Source organism: Kitasatospora sp. NPDC085879 (assembly GCF_040686255.1).
Taxonomy (GTDB): domain Bacteria; phylum Actinomycetota; class Actinomycetes; order Streptomycetales; family Streptomycetaceae; genus Kitasatospora.
This window is the reverse complement of sequence record NZ_JBFBJZ010000003.1, coordinates 214,216-231,054: the sequence shown is the minus strand read 5'-3', so window position 1 is coordinate 231,054 and position 16,839 is coordinate 214,216. Positions and strand designations below refer to the sequence as shown.

Annotated in this window: 15 protein-coding genes and 1 riboswitch; of the genes, 5 read left to right on the top strand and 10 right to left on the bottom strand. The window is 74.1% G+C overall.

Features of this window, described 5'->3' with window-relative positions; translation table 11 throughout:
• Positions 1–7 precede the first annotated feature (7 nt).
• The 3 genes from AB0P35_RS04270 to AB0P35_RS04260 all read right to left on the bottom strand — a co-directional run bounded on the left by AB0P35_RS04270 (position 8) and on the right by AB0P35_RS04260 (position 2,088).
• Positions 8–295, bottom strand: a complete 288-nt coding sequence (locus AB0P35_RS04270; protein WP_095876968.1) for a DUF5304 family protein — start codon at positions 293–295, stop codon at positions 8–10.
• Between the two features lie 182 nt (positions 296–477).
• Positions 478–1,647 carry an ArsA-related P-loop ATPase gene (locus AB0P35_RS04265; protein WP_363506230.1) on the bottom strand — a complete coding sequence of 390 codons (1,170 nt, stop codon included), beginning with the start codon at positions 1,645–1,647 and terminating at the stop codon, positions 478–480.
• 6 nt (positions 1,648–1,653) lie between these two features.
• Entirely contained in the window at positions 1,654–2,088 is a 435-nt protein-coding gene (locus AB0P35_RS04260) for an SRPBCC family protein (RefSeq protein ID WP_363506227.1), read from the bottom strand.
• Between the two features lie 384 nt (positions 2,089–2,472).
• Here AB0P35_RS04260 and AB0P35_RS04255 point away from each other — a divergent pair, with 384 nt between their 5' ends.
• Positions 2,473–4,266: a long-chain fatty acid--CoA ligase gene (locus AB0P35_RS04255; RefSeq protein WP_363506224.1), complete on the top strand. Its 1,794-nt coding sequence runs from the start codon at positions 2,473–2,475 to the stop codon at positions 4,264–4,266.
• 104 nt (positions 4,267–4,370) lie between these two features.
• Here the strand turns inward: AB0P35_RS04255 and AB0P35_RS04250 are convergent, their stop codons facing one another.
• On the bottom strand, positions 4,371–5,504 hold the full coding sequence (locus tag AB0P35_RS04250) for a glycosyltransferase family 4 protein (RefSeq protein WP_363506221.1): 1,134 nt from the start codon (positions 5,502–5,504) through the stop codon (positions 4,371–4,373).
• Between the two features lie 189 nt (positions 5,505–5,693).
• Between AB0P35_RS04250 and AB0P35_RS04245 the strand changes: the two genes are divergently transcribed.
• Entirely contained in the window at positions 5,694–7,082 is a 1,389-nt protein-coding gene (locus AB0P35_RS04245; protein WP_257019475.1) for a glycosyltransferase 87 family protein, read from the top strand.
• A 111-nt stretch (positions 7,083–7,193) separates the two neighbouring features.
• Entirely contained in the window at positions 7,194–8,117 is a 924-nt protein-coding gene (locus tag AB0P35_RS04240) for a carbohydrate kinase family protein (protein WP_363506218.1), read from the top strand.
• On the opposite strand, the gene AB0P35_RS04235 is transcribed toward AB0P35_RS04240, so the two are convergent.
• From AB0P35_RS04235 to AB0P35_RS04210, 6 genes are all read right to left on the bottom strand, one after another.
• Positions 8,102–9,262, bottom strand: a complete 1,161-nt coding sequence (locus tag AB0P35_RS04235) for a hypothetical protein (protein ID WP_363506215.1) — start codon at positions 9,260–9,262, stop codon at positions 8,102–8,104. The two genes, AB0P35_RS04240 and AB0P35_RS04235, sit on opposite strands and share 16 nt — an antisense overlap.
• Before the next feature lie 173 nt (positions 9,263–9,435).
• A complete protein-coding gene (locus tag AB0P35_RS04230; protein WP_363506212.1) occupies positions 9,436–10,503 on the bottom strand; it encodes an NlpC/P60 family protein in 1,068 nt (355 codons plus the stop codon).
• Positions 10,504–10,742: 239 nt separating this feature from the next.
• Entirely contained in the window at positions 10,743–11,810 is a 1,068-nt protein-coding gene (locus AB0P35_RS04225) for a C40 family peptidase (protein ID WP_095876976.1), read from the bottom strand.
• 10 nt (positions 11,811–11,820) lie between these two features.
• Positions 11,821–12,008: riboswitch (cyclic di-AMP (ydaO/yuaA leader) on the bottom strand.
• A gap of 357 nt (positions 12,009–12,365) precedes the next feature.
• Complete coding sequence (locus AB0P35_RS04220) at positions 12,366–13,394, bottom strand: NlpC/P60 family protein (protein ID WP_363506209.1); 1,029 nt, start codon at positions 13,392–13,394, stop codon at positions 12,366–12,368.
• 191 nt (positions 13,395–13,585) lie between these two features.
• Positions 13,586–14,947, bottom strand: a complete 1,362-nt coding sequence (locus AB0P35_RS04215) for an NYN domain-containing protein (RefSeq protein ID WP_363506348.1) — start codon at positions 14,945–14,947, stop codon at positions 13,586–13,588.
• 284 nt (positions 14,948–15,231) lie between these two features.
• Positions 15,232–15,504, bottom strand: a complete 273-nt coding sequence (locus AB0P35_RS04210; RefSeq protein WP_095876978.1) for a hypothetical protein — start codon at positions 15,502–15,504, stop codon at positions 15,232–15,234.
• A 151-nt stretch (positions 15,505–15,655) separates the two neighbouring features.
• Here AB0P35_RS04210 and AB0P35_RS04205 point away from each other — a divergent pair, with 151 nt between their 5' ends.
• Together AB0P35_RS04205 and AB0P35_RS04200 are read left to right on the top strand one after the other, a co-directional pair.
• Positions 15,656–16,501, top strand: a complete 846-nt coding sequence (locus tag AB0P35_RS04205) for a rhomboid family intramembrane serine protease (RefSeq protein ID WP_363506206.1) — start codon at positions 15,656–15,658, stop codon at positions 16,499–16,501.
• Positions 16,498–16,779, top strand: coding sequence for an Lrp/AsnC ligand binding domain-containing protein (locus AB0P35_RS04200; protein WP_030262969.1), 282 nt, complete (start codon positions 16,498–16,500; stop codon positions 16,777–16,779). Before AB0P35_RS04205 ends, AB0P35_RS04200 begins: the two co-directional genes overlap by 4 nt.
• Positions 16,780–16,839: the final 60 nt, after the last annotated feature.

Sequence of the window (16,839 nt, the reverse complement as noted above, 5' to 3'; positions counted from 1 at the left end):
GGGTTCACTAGTTGTCGGTGGCCTTGTCGAGGTCGATGTGCTCGGCCTCGGCGTGTCCGGCACCGGCCCAGCGCCGTTCATGACCTGAGACGGCTGCGCGGTACGCGGCGACCAGTTCACCGCCCGCGGCGGCGAGATGTCCGTACACCTCCGGGTTCTCCTCGCGCAGCCGGACGGTGTACTGCTGGGCCTTGCCGCCGAGGGCGAGGGCGAACTTCCGGACCTCGTCGACCAGCGGTCCGAACTCCGCGCCGAGGCCCTGCCCGCCCGTGCCGTCCGCCTTCTCCTCCGCCATCCGGCGTCCTCCTCTGTCCGTCCTCGGTGCGCCGCCGAGCCCTCCGGCCGGGACCGGCCGGGTCCCAGACGCTACCGGACGGCGCATCGAGGGCCGCCCGGCGCACCGGACGCACCCCGGGCGCGCACGCCCCGAGCGCACGCCCCCTTCGGCGCGAATCGCCGGGAGCGGTCGGCGGTGCGTCAGCCGCGCGCCGGCCAGAGCGCCGGGTCCGGTGCGAAGCGCACCGACAGGACGCCGTCGTGCAGCCCGGCCCCGCTCACCGTGCAGCGCCGCAGCGCGGCGGGCAGCGGCAGCAGCCGGCGGTGGCCGCCGGTGCCGACGACCAGCTCGTCGCCGCGGCGCACCAGCTCCAGGCCGGCCCGGTCGGCGCCGGGCAGCGCCAGGTGCCAGACCAGCAGGCCGTCGGCGGTCAGCCGGTCCTCCACCCAGGGCGCGGGGGCCTCGCCGGGCGCGGGCTCGCCGTCCGCGTACAGCTGGGCCGCGATCTCCTCCAGGGCGACCTCGGGCCACCCGGCGGTGAGCAGCGGGACCCCGTCGAAGCCGGCCGCCAGCTCGGCGAGGCGCTCGCGCTGGCGGGCGGCGCGACCGGCCAGCCAGGGGTCGGCGGAGTCCGCGGCCGCGGGCGGCAGCACCCGGTGGGCGACGACGGAATCGAGGCGGCGGCCGTACAGGGCGAGCGCGGAGCGGATCCGGCGCAGCTGCCTGGTGCCGTGGGTGTCGGCGTCCACGACCAGGCGGACGGAGGTGCCGGGGGCCTCGATCACGGCGCGCGCCCCGGCGAGGGCGGCGGAGGCGGCGGCCCGGGCTTCGAACAGCCAGTCGGCGGGCATCGGCACCCCGGCGAGGGCGGCCAGCAGCGGGCGCAGGGCGCGGGCGGCCTGGCGCTGTTCGGGCAGCAGGCGGTCGAGGTAGCGGTCGAGCTGCTCGGGCAGGGCCAGGGTGGCGAGCAGCTCGGCCGGCGGCGGGCCGGCGACCACCACGGTCTCGGCGTCGGCGGTGCGCAGGGCGTGCAGCAGCGCGAGCTGCCGGGTGCCGGGCAGCGGGGTGAGCTCCTCGGGGTCGAGCGGGTCGGCGCCGATCAGGTCGAGGGCGGGGGCGAGCCGGGCGCCGAAGCCGTCGAGGGCGCTGCGCAGGGCGGCCTGCTCGTCGATCCGGGCGACCGAGAGCCGGTCCGCGTACGGGGTCGGCTGCTCGGGTAGGCGGGTGTCCAGCAGGTCGTCGACGGCGCGGTGCGGGTCGTCGGCGGCCAGCAGGAGGGTGCGCCGGCCCGTGCGGGCGCTGTGCAGGGCGGTGGCGGCGGCGACGACGGCCGAGCCCTCGCCGGTGACGAGGACGGTACGGGGCGACACCCGGGGTCAGCCCTCGACGCGCTTCTTCAGGCCGGCCAGGGCCCGGTCGATGATGACCTTCTCCGCCTTGCGCTTGATCATGCCGAGCATCGGGATCTTGACGTCGACGGCGAGCTGGTAGGTGACCTCGGTGCCGCCGTCCTTGACCGCGGCGAGGCTGTAGGAGCCGTCGAGGGCGCGCAGCATCTGGCTCTTCACCAGGGTCCAGCGGACCTCGCGGTCGCCGTCCCAGGTGTAGGCGAGGACGTGCTCGTCGCGGATGGCGCCGGCGTCGAGCACCAGGCGCACCTCGGAGCCGCGGCCGTCCGCGGCGGTGCTGAGCACCTCGATCTCCTTGACCTCGCCCGTCCACTCCGGGTAGGCGGCGAAGTCGGCGATCGCGGCCATGACCTCGGCCGGGGTCGCGTCGATGATGATGCTCGACCTGGTGTGCTCCGCCATCACGGCCCTCCGCGTCTGTTCAGATGTGCGCCCAGGGCAGGCTACCGCGCCCGCGGGTGCGCGCCGGGCGCCGCCCTGACCGTCGGGGGTCCCAGCGGACTCGCAACGGGCTCGCAACGGGCTCCCAGCGGGCTCGCGGGGGCGGTCGGACGGGCTCCCGCGCGGGCTCCAGGGGCCCGGGTACGGGGGGCTGGGGCCGGTGGTCGCGGGGTCCGGGGGCTACCGGCGGGTCGTGTGACGGCTGCCGTAAGGTGCGAGTCGAAACCAACCCACCGGTTCTGCGCGGTGTGACTCTTCGAACAACGGAGCCGACAGCTCTGGTCGAACCCGGCTACCGAGCAGTAACGTCCTGCCGTCCCGCAGCGTCGCAGACGAGGAGCAGTCTTGCTCGAGTTCAGCCTTCCGGCCCGCTACCAGGTTCCGAGCGGCGGAAACCTCTCCGACCTGATCCACCAGAACGCCGAGCAGTACCCCGGCGTGGCCGTGATCAGCCGGAAGGTGGCCGGGCAGTGGCAGGACCTCACGGCGGCACAGTTCCTCGCCGAGGTCCACGCGGTGGCCAAAGGTCTGATCGCCTCCGGCATCGAGCCGGGCGACCGGGTCGCGGTGATGTCCCGCACCCGCTACGAGTGGACGCTGCTCGACTTCGCGATCTGGTGCGCGGGCGCCATCACCGTGCCGGTGTACGAGTCCTCCTCCGCCGAGCAGGTGCAGTGGATCCTGGGTGACTCCGGTGCGGTCGCCGTCGTCACCGAGACCGCGGGCCACGCGGCCGTCCTCGCGGAGGTCCGCGACCGGCTCCCGCAGCTGCGGCACGCCTGGCAGATCGAGGACGGCGGCGTCGCCGCCCTCACCACGGCCGGCGGCGAGGTCGCCGACGCGACGGTCGCCGAGCGCCGGGCCGTCCCGAACGCCGACACCATCGCCACCATCGTCTACACCTCGGGCACCACCGGCCACCCCAAGGGCTGCCAGCTGACCCACGGCAACTTCCTGGCCGAGCTGGGCAACGTCACCGCCCGCCTGGAGCCGCTCTTCCGCACCGGCGAGAGCTCCGTCCTGCTCTTCCTGCCGCTGGCCCACGTGCTCGGCCGGATCGCCGAGATCGCCGCCGCGATCGCCCCGATCAAGCTCGGCCACGTCTCCGACATCAAGGACGTCACGGCCGAGCTCGGCTCCTTCCGGCCGACCCTGATCCTGGGCGTGCCGCGCGTCTTCGAGAAGGTCTTCAACACCGCCCGCGCCAAGGCCCAGGCCGACGGCAAGGGCAAGATCTTCGACAAGGCCGCCGACACCGCCATCGCCTACAGCCGCGCCCTCGACGCCGGCGGCGCCGGGCTGGGCCTGAGAGTCAAGCACTTCGTCTTCGACAAGCTCGTGTACTCCAAGCTGCGGGCCGCGCTCGGCGGGCGGGCCACCCACGCCATCTCCGGCGGCGCCCCGCTCGGCGAGCGGCTCGGCCACTTCTACCGCGGCATCGGCTTCACCGTCCTGGAGGGCTACGGCCTCACCGAGACCTGCGCCGCCACCGCCTTCAACCCGCACGACAAGCCGAAGATCGGCACCGTCGGGCAGCCGCTGCCGGGCTCCGCGGTGAAGATCGCCGAGGACGGCGAGGTGCTCCTCAAGGGCCCGCAGATCTTCACCGGCTACTGGAACAACCCGCAGGCCACCGCCGACGCCCTGCAGGACGGCTGGTTCGCCACCGGCGACATCGGTTCGCTGGACGCCGAGGGCTACCTGACCATCACCGGCCGCAAGAAGGAGATCATCGTCACGGCGGGCGGCAAGAACGTCGCCCCCGCGGTGATCGAGGACCGGATCCGGGCGCACGCCCTGATCGGCGAGGTCATGGTGGTCGGCGACCGCAGGCCGTTCATCGGCTGTCTGATCACCGTCGACCCGGACTTCTTCGGGAACTGGAAGGCACTCAACGGCAAGCCCGCCGAGGCCACCCTGAGCGACCTCGCCGCCGACCCCGACCTGCTGGCCGCCGTCCAGGCCGCCGTCGACGACGGCAACCAGGCCGTCTCGCACGCCGAGGCCGTGAAGAAGTTCCGCCTCCTCGACACCGCCTTCACCGAGGAGAGCGGCCACCTCACCCCGTCCCTCAAGCTGAAGCGCAACGTCGTCCTCAAGGACTTCGCCGCCGACGTCGAGGCGATCTACCAGCGCTGACGGCAGGCCACCGACAGGGGCGCGGGGAACTGCGCGATTCGGAAGAGGCCGACCGCAGCCTCCCGATGCGCGGTTGCCCGCGCCCCTTCGTCCGGGTGAACCCCCTACGCCAGCAGCCCCGTGAGGCGCTGGGCCAGCAGGTCCCAGCGCCAGGAGCGCTCCACCCAGCGGCGTCCGGCCTCGCCCATCGTCCGCCGAAGCTGCTCGTCGTGCAGCAGCCGCACGATCCGCTCCGCCGTCGCCTCCGCCGACCGCCCCGGCACGACGTACCCGGTCTCGCCCTCCAGGACGGCGTCCGGCGCTCCGCCGGAGTCCCCGGCGACCACGGGCAGGCCGGTCGCGGAGGCCTCCAGGTAGACGATGCCGAGGCCCTCCACGTCGAGGCCGCCCCGCCGGGTGCGGCAGGGCATGGCGAAGACGTCGCCGGCCCCGTAGTGGGCGGGCAGTTCCTCCCAGGGCACGGCCCCGGTGAAGCAGACGGAGCCGGCCACACCGCGGGCCTCGGCGAGCTTCTCCAGGTCGCCCCGGTAGGGGCCGTCGCCGACGATCAGCAGCACGGTGTCCGGCACCGCGGCGAGGATCTGCGGCATGGCCTCGATGAGGGTGTCCTGCCCCTTGCGCCTGACGAGGCGGGAGACGCAGACGACGACGGGCCGGTCGGCGAGTCCGAGCCGCGCACGGATCTCGTCGCCGCCGGAGTCGGGCCGGAAGGTCTTCTCGTCGACGCCGGGCGGCAGCTGCACCATGCGCCGGGCGGCCTCGGGACCGACCGCCGCGGCGATCCGGCTGCGGGTGTACTCGCCGAGGTAGGTGAGGGTGTCGGTGCCGGCGCCGATCCGCCGCAGCAGTCGGCGCGAACCGGGCAGCTGGGCCCAGGCGGCCTCGTGGCCGTGGGTCATGCCCAGCAGCCGCTCGGCACCGGCCTGCCGCAGGGCGGGGGCCATCAGGCCGAGCGGGGCCGCGGCGCCGAACCAGACCGAGCTGCAGCCCTCGGCGCGGAGGATCTCGGCGGCCCGCCGGGTGACCCGCGGGGTGGGCACCATCATCTTCGTCCGGTCGCGGATCACCGGGAAGGGCTGCTCGGCGTCGAAGCGGGCCACCTCGGTGCCGTCGCGCCAGGCGGAGGCGTACACCACGATGGAGCCGGCGGGCTGGCGGACGGCCATGTTGTGCACGAACGCCTGGATCCCGCCCGGCCTGGGCGGGAAGTCGTTGGTGACGATGAGGGTCTTGTGCATGCCACGGCTCGCTCGGTCGGGGGTTGCATCGTGCAGAGGTCGGTGATCCGTACCATAGGTCAACACCATGGCCCGCCGGGAACGAAGGATCACACCGCAACCGTTTCCGGTCCGGGCCGGTCCTATGTCCTGGGGCCCCGTGCGCGGGCGCACCGCGACCGGCGTCAGCGAGTCGAACGAGGGAGCGCAGTGGAGTTGGCCCCGACCGGGCGCACCGGCAGCACCAGCAGCACCGAGCGCCTCGCCCTGACCGGCTCGCCGCCCCCGGCGCCGGCCGGCGGCGCGCTGTGGGCGCTCGGGGTGTCCTGGGTGGTCACCCGGGTGCTGATCGTGCTGATGGCCGTCGGTGTGCTGCGGATCTCGGGCACGGACGTGAGCTCCGACATCTCGGTGATCTACCACGGCTGGTACGAGGTGCTGCAGACCGGCACCTTCCCGCTGGACGACGTGACCTGGCAGTACCCCCCGGGTGCGGCGCTGGTGATCCTGCTGCCGGGCGTGCTGCCCTGGTCGTACCTGGTCTCCTTCTTCGTGCTGTGCGGGGTGTTCGACGCACTGACCGTGGGTGCGCTGATGCGGGTCGGCACCCGGCGGGGCCGCAGCTTCACCGGCGCCTGGATGTGGGTGGCGGGCGTGCCGCTCCTCGGGCCGACGGTGTACTGCCGGTACGACATCATCGTCACCGCGATCGCGGTGGGCGGTCTGCTGCTGGTGCTGCGCCGGCCGGCGCTCGGCGGCGTGCTGCTGGGCCTCGGCGGGCTGGTCAAGGTGTGGCCGATGCTGGCGCTGGCGGGCACCCCCCGCGGGCGGCGCACCCGCCGGGCGTGGACGGCGGCGGCGGCGACCGCGGCGGCCCTGGGCTTCCTCCTGACGGCGGGGATGAACGGCGCCTTCGAGTTCCTCACGTTCCAGAAGGAGCGCGGCATCGAGGTGGAGTCGCTGGGCGCGCTGCCCCTGCACTTCGCCAAGCTGTTCGGCGCCTGGGACGGCCAGGTGACGATGAACTACGGCTCGCTGGAGATGCTCGGCCCGTGGGTGCCGGTGGTCTCCAAGGTGTGCGTGGCGGGCACCCTGGTGGGCTTCGGCTGGCTGCTGGTGTGGCGGCTGCGGGCGGTGCGCTGGCAGCCGTCGACGGCGTACGACGCGGCGCTGGCCGCGCTGCTGGTGTTCACGGTGACCAGCCGGGTGATCAGCCCGCAGTACCTGGTGTGGCTGGTGGGTCTGGCCGCGGTCTGCCTGACGGTGCGCGGCACCCGGCAGAAGCCGGTGGCGGTGCTGATCCTGATCGCGACGGTGCTGACCACGGTCGAGTTCCCGATCCTGTTCGGCGCGGTGCAGCGCAGCGAGCCGTGGGGCGTGGCGGTGCTCACGGCCCGCAATCTGCTGCTGCTGGCGGCCACCGTGGTGTCCTGCCGCCGGTTGTGGCGTTCGACCCGCGGGCCGGACGCGCAGGCCACGCTGGTGCTGCCACCGGAGCCGCCGGTCCAGGGGTATCCGGTGCGCCCGGGGATCGCCTACGAGCAGGCACTGCTGGACGACCTCGACCGCCCGCTGGGCCGGCCGGCGCCGACGTCCTGAGCCCTCCGGCCGGACCAGGCGCCTGAAAGTTTCTGCAAAGCCTTGCAGCCCCGGCCGGGCGGCTGGCAGCATCGTGCGCTGTCAGCCGATGCCGCCTGCCGGAGGAGCCGCATGCCCGAGAACCCCGATCTCGACGTCCTGGTGGTGGGCGGTGCGGGCGTGGACACCATCGTCCGGGTGGACCGGCTGGAGATCCCCGCCGCCGACTCGCTCGGGGTGCCGCCGGTGCACGACTACGCCGGCCACACCGGCAGCGGCGTCGCACTCGGCTGCCACCGGCTGGGTCTGCGCACCTCCTTCCTCGACTTCCTCGGCGACGACCCGCAGGGCGAGCTGGTGCGGGCCGCCTTCCACCGCGCAGGCCTGGACTTCCACCACCTGGTCTCCCCCGCGGGCACCCCGCGCGGGGTGAACCTGGTGGACGCGGACGGCCTGCGCTTCTCGTTCTACGACGGCCGGCACCCGGCCGACCTGCGGCTGCCGCCCGCCTTCTACCTGCCGTTCCTGGAGCGGGCCCGGCACGTCCACCTGTCGATCACCAACATCAACCGGGACATGCACCCGGACATCGAGCGGCTCGGCGCCACCAGCTCCACCGACCTGCACGCCTGGGACGGGGCGAACGAGCACCACTGGCACTACGCGCTCCGCTCCGACCTGGTCTTCCTGTCGGCCGCGGGCTGCCCCGGGCGGCACGAGGAGGTGATGCGCGCGGTGCTGGCCGAGGGCCGGGCACGGCTGGTGGTCGCGACGGCGGGGGCCGCCGGCAGCTACCTGCTGGAGCGCGGCTCCGACGGCGTCCGGCACGTGCCGGCGGTCGACCCGGGCCGCCCGGTGGTGGACAGCAACGGCGCGGGCGACGCCTTCGTCAGCGGGTTCCTCTCCGGCTGGCTGGCCGGCCGGTCGCCCGCCGCGTGCATGCTGGCGGGATCGGTCGCAGGCGCGTACGCCTGCACCACGGCCGGCACGCACAGCGGTCTGATCGACGCCGAGGGGCTCGCCGCCGGCCTCGCGGCGGCTCAGCGGCGCAGCTGACGCACCAGCTCGGCGACCCACGCCTTGGTGAAGCCGGGCAGGTCCAGGCCGAGCTCGGCCCTGAGGACGCTCTCCAGCCGGGCCGGGTCGCCCATCGAGCCGACCGCGCGGTACAGCGCCACGAGGCGCTGCGGGCCGAAGCCGCGCGCGATCATCTCGCAGGCGAGCCAGGCCTGCTCGTAGGCCTGGGCGATGCCGGGCGAGCCGGCCGCGAAGTCGGCGTCGGTGGGCAGCGCGGTCGGCACCCGGCCCGCGGCGATGTCGCGGGCGAGCTCGGGGGCGATCTGGCGGGCGGTGCGCCCGGCCCCGCGGTAGCCGGTGTAGTCGGCGACGCCCTCGGACAGCCAGAGCGGGGTCCAGCTGCGGGTGGCGGCGCGGGTGGCGACGTGGGTGGCCTCGTGGGTGACCACCACCTGCCGGCCGAGGTCGCTGAGGCCCCGGAAGGCCTCCGGGTTGACCATGATCCGGTCGGCCGGGGTCGCGGCGGGTTCGCCGCCGGCGGCGACGGTGACCGCGGCGATGCCCTGGTAGGAGCCGGCCGTGACGTCGAGCATCCGCGCGAACTGCGACTCGGTGGCGGGGGTGAGGACGAGCAGCCGGCCGGGCCAGTCCTCGCCCCACAGCTCGGAGACGGCGGGCACCGCCCGGTCCGCGACGGCGGCGAGGCCGGCGAGCTCCTCGGCGGAGTCCAGGCCGAGCACCAGGGAGCGCTTGCCCCAGGCGACCTTGACCTCGCCCAGGTCCCAGAGGGCGGCGCTGCCGTCCGGCTCGTCGGCGGAGAGCAGCCAGCCGTCCGGGGTGCGGTCGAAGGTGAGCCGCCGGGAGAGCACCGCGGGGTGCTCGTCGGCGCCGCGCAGCCGGTGGGCGAGGCCCGCGGTGACGACCAGGCGCCCGTCCGGCCCGGGCTCGGTGACGGCGCTGATCCGGTACTCGACGGCGGAGAACGGCACGGCGGCGACCCGGGCGGCGGCCTGCTCCTGCGCGGGGCGGGCCGCGGGGGCGACCCCGGCGAGCAGGGCGGCCCGGTCGGCGCGCAGCAGGGCGCGGGCGCGGTCGGCGAGCAGGTCCTCGACGCGGGCCCGGACGCCGGCGCTCGGGGCGTCCTGCGCGAGCAGCGCCGTCCGGTGGCCCTCTGCGGGCAGCACGCGGGGCACGGAGAGCTGGGCCAGGCCGCCGACGGCCAGCAGCAGGGCGGTGCGCCGGGGGAGGCGGCCGCCGGCCGGCAGGACGGCGCGGCCCGCCCCGGTGGGCCGGGGCAGGTCGGTGACCAGGGGTTCGGCCTCCCCGCCGGACGGGCCGGGCTGCCGGTGGAAGGTGCTCAGACCCGCACCACCCCGCTGACGGGCATGGCGCTGACGTTCTCGTAGCGGACCCGGGCGCCGGGGTAGGGGGCATGCACGACGACGCCGCCGCCGGCGTACATGCCGACGTGGTGCATGTCCTTGAAGAAGATCACCAGGTCTCCCGGTCGCGCCTCGGAGAGGCTGACTCGCCGCCCCGCGTATGCCTGCGCCTGCGAGGTGCGCGGCAGGGTGACTCCGGCCTGCCGCCAGCTCCAGTACATCAGACCGGAGCAGTCGAAGGCACGAGGGCCGGTCGATCCGTAGACGTACGGTGATCCGATCTTGCTGATCGCGGCGGCCAGGGCGGCGGCCGCGCGGTCGGAGGAGGGCGGCTGGTCGCCGAGGTCGAGGCGGTCGGCGCCGCGGGCCGCGCGGCGGGCCGCGTCGGCGGCGTCGGCGGTGGCCAGCCGGACGCGCTCGGCGGTGGTGAGGCCGCCGAGCAGGCGCTGGGCGTCGCCGAGCCGGCGGCGGACCTCGTCCTTGTGGCCGGCGAGGGAGCGGCGGACGTCCTCCAGCTCGGCGAGCTTGGCGCCGGCCTCGGCGCGGCGCTGGTCGATCCTGCGCTGGCGGTCGAGCACCTGGCGCAGGGTGTCGCTCTGCCGGGTGGCGGCCTGGTCGAGGGCGCGGGCCCGGGTGAGGTAGCCGGCCGGGTCGGACTCCAGCATCAGGCGGAAGGCCGGGTCGAGCCCGCCGTCGCGGTACTGCGCGGCGGCGGCGGTGGCGAGGTCGGTGTAGAGGCCGTTGAGCTGGTCCTGGCCGGCGGCGATCTGGTCCTGCAGCTGGCCGGCCTCGGTCTGCAGGCGCTTCTGGTCCTCCGCGGCGGCGTTCGCCCGCTCGCTGGCCTGCTCGGCCTCCTCGTAGAGCCGGTCGACCTTGGCCCTGACGTCGGCGGTCCGCCAGGACGGGTCGGCGGGCGCCGCGGGGGTGGCGTACGCGCCCGTGCCGACGGTGACGCCGACGGCCGTGGTCGCCGCGGCCGTGAGCAGCAGGGCCCGGGCGAGGGTGTGACCGCCCGGCAGTTGGGGGCGTCGGTGCGCGGACATGCGGCGGCGGCTCCGTTCCTGCGGCCGGACGGCCGCCGCCGCCCCGGTCGGGCGGCCGTCCTCGCGGACATCCGGGGGCAGACGTTAGCGAGTCACACCGATCTAGTCCAAACCCATCCATCATCGAATATCTGACCGCTAATCGGACATTATGGCGAGCATGGCGGGCGGGCAGCGACGACCGCGGGCCCGGCCCCCGTGGTGGGAGCCGGGCCCGCACGAGTCCGCCGGACGGGTCGTCACACCCGGATGATCGCCGAGATCGGCATGGCGGTGGCCGCGACGTAGCGGACGACCGCACCGGTGTGCGGCGCGTGGATCACCTGCCCGCCGCCCACGTACATGCCGACGTGGTGCCGGTCGCTGTAGTAGATGACCAGGTCACCGGGCTTGGCGTTGGCGATGTTGGTGCCGATGTTGGTGCCGGCGCCGGCCTGCGACTGCGAGGTGCGCGGGATGGAGACGCCCGCCTTGCCGTACGCCCACTGCATCAGACCGGAGCAGTCGAAGGTGCTCGGGCCTGTCGCGCCGTACACGTACGGGGCGCCCAGTGCGGACTTGACGGCCGCGATCGCCTTGGCGGTGTACGTACCCGACGGCAGGTCGACACTGCCGAGGTCGGGACGGGTGGTGTCCCGCGAGGCCCGGTCGGCGGACGTGCGCGCGGCGTCCGCGGCACGCTGCTCCGCGGCGGCGAGCTCGTCCTTCTCCTTCTGGGTGAGGGAGTTCAGCAGGGACTGGGCCTTGGCCAGCTTGCCCTGGAAGTCCTCCTTCTTGGCCTTGAGCGCGCGGGTGCTGGTGTCCAGCTCGGCGAGCTTGTGCTCGGCCTCGGCCTTCTGGCCGTCCAGCTTGGCCTGCTCGGCCTTGAAGGACTTCAGGGTGTCGGCCTGGGTCGCGCTCATCCGGCTGACCGCGCCGGCCTGGCCGAGGAACTCGCCCGGGTTGCTGGAGAGCATCAGCTTGACGGTGGGCGAGATGCCGCCGTCGCGGTACTGCTGGGCGGCGACCTCGGCGAGGCGGCCCTGGACGCCGCTGACCTGGTCCTGCTGACGCGCGACCTGGTCCTGGAGCGTGGTGACCTGCTTCTGCAGCTCCTGCTGCTTCTGCTCGGCCGCGAGGTACTGCTCGTTGGCCGCTTCGGCCTGATCGTTGAGCTGGTCGACCTGGGCCGCGACCTGCTCCTTGGTGGGTGCCGGGTCGGCGTGCGCACCGGTCTGCGAGGAGAGTGCCACCGCGGTGGCGGCTGCCGCAGTCAGGATCGATGCGCGGGTACGGCCGACGGGCTTGGGACGACGATGGGACGCCACGAAGGCGGACTCCTTCTTCCTCACACCGCCTACCGGGTGAGCTGACGGGTTCGGGCCGGAAGCATTGCCCTACGACGCCTCACGCCCGCCCCTGCCCGGTCGCGGCTTCCCGCGGCCCGGCCGGCGCGGCCGACCTGACGCCGATTCACCCCGGGGGAAACGTGGTTCCCCGGCTCCGTTCGACAGCACCCCCGCAGGGGTTCCCCGTGGACGGTCGGAACCGTCCAGCTGCGTCGCGGACTCGGCGGCGACCACCACCGTCACCCGGGTCGGGCGATCACTGTGCGGCGGTCCGTGGGGACGACCCTAGTAACCGATCCGTGATCCGTTCAAATCGTTGTCAGAAAATCGACGGGGAAATGTTGTCGTGAAAATGTGAGCACGACCGCCAGTGACCGAGAATCCACGCTCGGCTGACGAGATGTCACCCCGGGACGGACAAACACGACGCCCGGGCGTGTCGCAGATCACACAGTGATCACGACACGCCCGGGCGTGTCATGCGGCATCAGAAACGCCGCAGGTGAGGCTTATGTCCGAATTGCTACTGGATGGTCAGACGCGGCGGATCGTCTTGATCGGCAGGATGTCCGCGTCCATCACCTTCACCACGTCGCCGGTCCGCGGGGCGTGGACGACGAGGCCGTTGCCGATGTACATCCCGACGTGGTGCGCGTCCGAGTAGTAGATGACAAGGTCACCCGGCTGGGCGGCGGCCAGAGAGGGGACGCGGGTGCCGACGCTGGCCTGCGACTGTGAGGTACGCGGCAGCGACACGCCGGCCTTGGCGTACGCCCACACCATCAGACCGGAGCAGTCGAAGGAGTTCGGGCCGGTGGCGCCCCACACGTACGGGGTGCCGCGCTTGCCCATCGCAGCCTCGACCGCGACCGCGGCGTAGCCGGCGGCCGGCGGCAGGTTGGTCAGGTCGAAGCGGCTGGCGTCGCGCGAGGCGCGGTCGGTGCCCAGGATCGCGGCGCGCTCGGCGGCCGTCAGGGTGCTCAGCAGGCGCTGCGCCTCGGCGAGCTTCTTCTGGACGTCCGCCTTGGAGTCGTTCAGCACCTGGGTGGAGCGGTCCAGCTCGGCGAGGATGGCGGCGGCCTCCTGCTTCTGCTGGTCCAGCCGGCGCTGCTGGTCCCGAAGACCCTTCAGCGTGGAGGCCTGGGTGTCGGTGGCCTGCTCGTTGCTGGACGCCTTCTCGAGGTAGTTGTCCGGGTTCGAGGAGAGCATCAGCGCGACCGTCGGGTCGACGCCGCCGGTGCGGTACTGGTCGGCCGCCACCGCGGACAGGCCGGACGCCACCTGGGAGAGCTGCTCCTGGCTACGGGCGATCTGGTCCTGCAGCTGGTCGGCCTGCTTGCGGAGCTGGTCGGCCCGCTCCTTGGCGCCGTTGTACTTCTCGGCCGCCTGCTCCTGCTCCTCGAGCAGCTTGTCGACCTGGACCTTGACCTCGTCCTTGCTCGGCTTGGCCGGTGCGGCGTGCGCGCTGGCCTGCGCGGAGAGGGCGACCGCGGTCGCGGCGGCAGCGGTGAGCACGGATACCCGTGCGCGGCTCGGCTGCTTGGGACGGCGGTGGGAGGCCAAGGGTCTAGCTCCTTCTTCCTGCTGGACTCACCCGATCGAGTGGACGTCCGGAAAATAGGTTTGACGCCAGACCCTAGTGAAGATCCGTCCCCGGCGCCACTCCCGAGTTGGGCGAACTTGGCGCAGAGGCCACGATTTCACCACCCCGCCACAAGCCCGCCACCCGGCCCGCGCCGGGGGCCGACCGACCGTCAGGGCCGGGCGAGCCGGTTGAGCAGCAGAATCGACGCGACCGGACGCGCACCCGCCTTCCGCACGCCGTCCGCGACCTCGCGATCCGTGGAGACCACCACCACCGGCCGGCCCTGCGGCTCGGCCCGCACCAGGCGGCGGATCAGCTCGTCCGCGGTCTCCCCCGTGCGGCTGAAGCGCACCCGCACCCCGCGCGGCGGCGCCATGATCACCGGGACGTCCAGGTCCTGGCCGTCGAAGACGCAGGTCACCTCGGCCTGGGTGCGCTGCGCCAGCATGGCCAGACCGCCCAGCAGCCGCATCCGCTGCTGCTCCAGCGGCAGCGTCGGGTACCCGGTCTTGGTCACGTTGTAGCCGTCGACCACCAGGTGCACCTGAGGGATCGCCAGCAGCTGGTCGAGCAGTGCCGGGTCGTCCTCCGCCAGGCCGCGCCGCGCCACGTCGTGCGGGTTGGCCGAGCCCGGCTCGACCGCGTCCACCAGGTCGGCCGGCCGCAGCTGGGCCACCGGCAGCGCCAGCTCCCGCTGCAGCCCCTGCGCCGACTGGAGCACCGTGTCGAGCAGCAGCCGCAGCCGCATGTCCTCCACGCTGCGGCCCTCGCGCGCCGACCGCCGGCCGGCCTCGGCGGCCGTCTCCAGCTCGGTGATCCGGTGCCGCAGCCGGCGCGCCTCGCCGTCCGCCGCACTGCGTTCGGCCGCCGCCGCGGCGCGCGCCGCGTCCAGCTCCGTCTGCAGTTTGCGGGCCTCCGCCTGTGCCCGGCGGGTGTCGCTCTCCAGGCTCCGGACGCGCTTGCGCAGCGACTCCGCCTCCCGGCGCACCCCCTCCGACTCGGCGCGCTGCCGGTCCAGGTCCACCCGGGCGGCGGCGCGCACCTCGGCGAGTTCGGCCTGCAGCTTCTCCACCACCCGGGCGGCCTCGGCCGCGGCGCCCTCGGCGTCCGCCCGTTCGACCTCGTCGCCGGCCTCGGCCACCAGCCGGCTCCAGCCGGCCGGGCGCAGCAGGTAGGCGGCGGCGGCCACGTCCATCGGGTCGGCGGCTGCCGGGACGGCGCCGGACTCCAGCGCCTTGACCAGGTCCGGCTGGCCGAGCCGCAGCCGATCGGCTATCCGGACCCTGAACACCGGCTCCGCGTCCAGCGCCGCGGCCAGCGCGGTGGCCGCGTACTTGGCCCGCCGGGCTGGGGTGAACTTGGCGTACGGGCGCAGCCCCGCGGGCAGTTCGCCGGCCGGGATGGCACCGAGGGCGTCGGCCGCGATGCCGACCACCCGGCGGCGCACCCCTTCGGGGAGCGGCCGGTCCAGCTGCTCGGACGGCGTGTCCCCGGGCCCGGGCTCCGGCCCGGCCCCGGAAGCGTCCGGCAGCGCCGCGTCCGCAGCGGGCTGCTGCCCCTGCGGCTCGGCCGGCCCGCTCGCTGCGTCCACCACGTCCTCGGCTCCGATCCTGCTCCCCGGGCCCGCGCGGCCGGTGGCCGCTGCCCTCGAAATGCACCGCTCTGTGCAATTGTCCCGTCTACCGTGCCCAGCCGGGCACCTCGCCACACACCCCGGCGGGGCCCAGGCCCTCTCTTTCGGATCTTGCGCCCGGCAAGATCCGAAAGAGAGGGCCTCCGGCTCCACCGGGGTGTGTCAGGACGAGACGATACGGCTCAGGCCCCCGGCGCGTCCGCGGCCGGCTCCTCGGCGATGTCGGCGCCCGGCCGGGGGACGAGCTCCACCTGGTCGACGGCGTTGCACCAGCGGCAGCGGACCGACTCCAGGGTCTCGCTGAGCACCTCGGTCTCCTCCACCTTCGATTCGCCGCCGAGGTCGAAGTGCAGGTACTCCACCACTCGAGCCGAGCGCGTCACGTCGAAGCGGGTGAGGTTCCCGCAGAGCGTGCAACGCCAACGGGTCTCGGCGGTGGGGGCGGCGATGGTCATCGGAGGTCCTCTCGGATGGTCCCGGGTCCGGTGTCCTCCAAGCCTATTGCGTACGGCACCACCCGCGGTGACCGGTCCTGAGGGGCGGACAGGTCACCCGCTTGCAGCACCCGCGGTGTCACCGCGGGTGCGCCGAGGAATGCTCGCTGTCATGGCCGTCCCCGCCCCCGTCCCCGCCCCCGTGCGCGCAGCGGCGGGCCGGGACGCCGCCGCGCCCGCGCGCACGCCGCTGGTCACCTACGCCCTGATCGCGCTGAGCGCCCTCGTCCTGCTGGCCGGCCCGAGCTTCGGCCTCAACCCGCGGTACGGCACCGGAGCCGCCCGGGTCTGCGCGGAGCAGCGCTTCGAGCAGCACTGGGGGGCCGTCCCGGCGGAGCTGCTGTCCGGCAAACCCCTGGACGCTGCCCGGCTGGCCACCCTGCCGCCCGCGGTGCCGGGCTGCACGGTCACGCCGACCCCGCACAAGATCCCGTTCCTGTCGGTGCTCAGCTCGCTGTTCGTCCACGCGGGTTGGCTGCACCTGGTCGGCAACCTGCTCTTCCTCTATGTCTTCGGCCCGGACGTGGAGGAACGGCTCGGACGGCTGCGCTTCCTCCTCTTCTATCTGGGCATCGGCTACCTGGCGACGTACGGCTGGGCGCTGGCCGAGGCGGACTCGACCCAGTCGGTGCGGGCGCTGGTCGGCGCCTCGGGAGCGATCGCCGGGGTGCTCGGCGGCTATCTGCGGCTCTACCCGCGGGCCCGGGTGACCACGCTGGTGCCGGTGCTGTTCTTCCTGCCGCTGCGCTTCCCGGCCTGGCTGGTGCTCGGGCTGTGGTTCGCCCTGCAGTGGTGGCCGGTCGGGCCGGCGGTGCCCGGCGTGGCGTACCTGGTGCACGTGATCGGCTTCAGCGCGGGCTGGCTGCTGGCGCGCCCGGTGCGGCCCCGGACAGGGCAGACGCGCCGCCTGACGGCGGATACGCTGGGCGGTACCCCACACACAGGAGCCGAAGAGTGATCACCGCGATCGTCCTCATCAAGACCAGCGTCGACCGGATCCCCGAGATCGCCGAGGCGATCGCCGCGATCGAGGGCGTCAGCGAGGTCTACTCGGTGACCGGCAGCTACGACCTGGTGGCGATGGTCCGGGTGCGGCAGCACGAGGACCTGGCCGAGGTGATCCCCGGTCAGGTCAACAAGGTGCCGGGTGTGGAGCACACCGAGACCCAGATCGCCTTCCGCACCTACTCGCAGCACGACCTGGAGGCCGCGTTCGCGCTCGGCCTGGACGAGTAGCGGCACCGGGCCGCCCGGCCGGGCGGCCCACTCCCTGCCCGTGCGGGCCGAGGCGGCCCG